This window comes from Halorubrum sp. SP9, from assembly GCF_005435015.1.
GTDB classification, from domain to species: Archaea; Halobacteriota; Halobacteria; order Halobacteriales; family Haloferacaceae; genus Halorubrum; species Halorubrum sodomense.
In genome coordinates, this window is the sequence record NZ_SGXU01000598.1 from 1 (window position 1) to 300 (window position 300).

Sequence of the window (300 nt, forward strand, 5' to 3'; positions counted from 1 at the left end):
TTCATACTGAGTGGACTAGCCGGGGCTACCGTCAGGTCGCCTTTCATTTCGTTCGAGAGTACTGAGTTGATGGCTGCCGGTATTCTAGCTGTAGCGGCCGTTGGTATCCTCCTTGGATGGAACCGTAGACGATTCTCTCCTCAGCAATGGCTATCGACCCACTACGACGCGGTTGTAACTGTCGGCGCCTGTGGATTCGTTCTGACCGCGTTGGTAGCTGGAATGTTCACTGTTGAGGGTGTCTCAGCTGGTCGGTTTTCTAATGAGCTCGCTCACGGAACCGGCTTCGTGACTGGTGTT

The 300-nt window shown here is 54.3% G+C and carries 1 protein-coding gene; it reads left to right on the forward strand.

Features of this window, described 5'->3' with window-relative positions; translation table 11 throughout:
• Positions 1-69 precede the first annotated feature (69 nt).
• Positions 70-300: hypothetical protein (locus EXE45_RS21090; protein ID WP_206750529.1), on the forward strand; the 231-nt coding region annotated here is incomplete at its 3' end.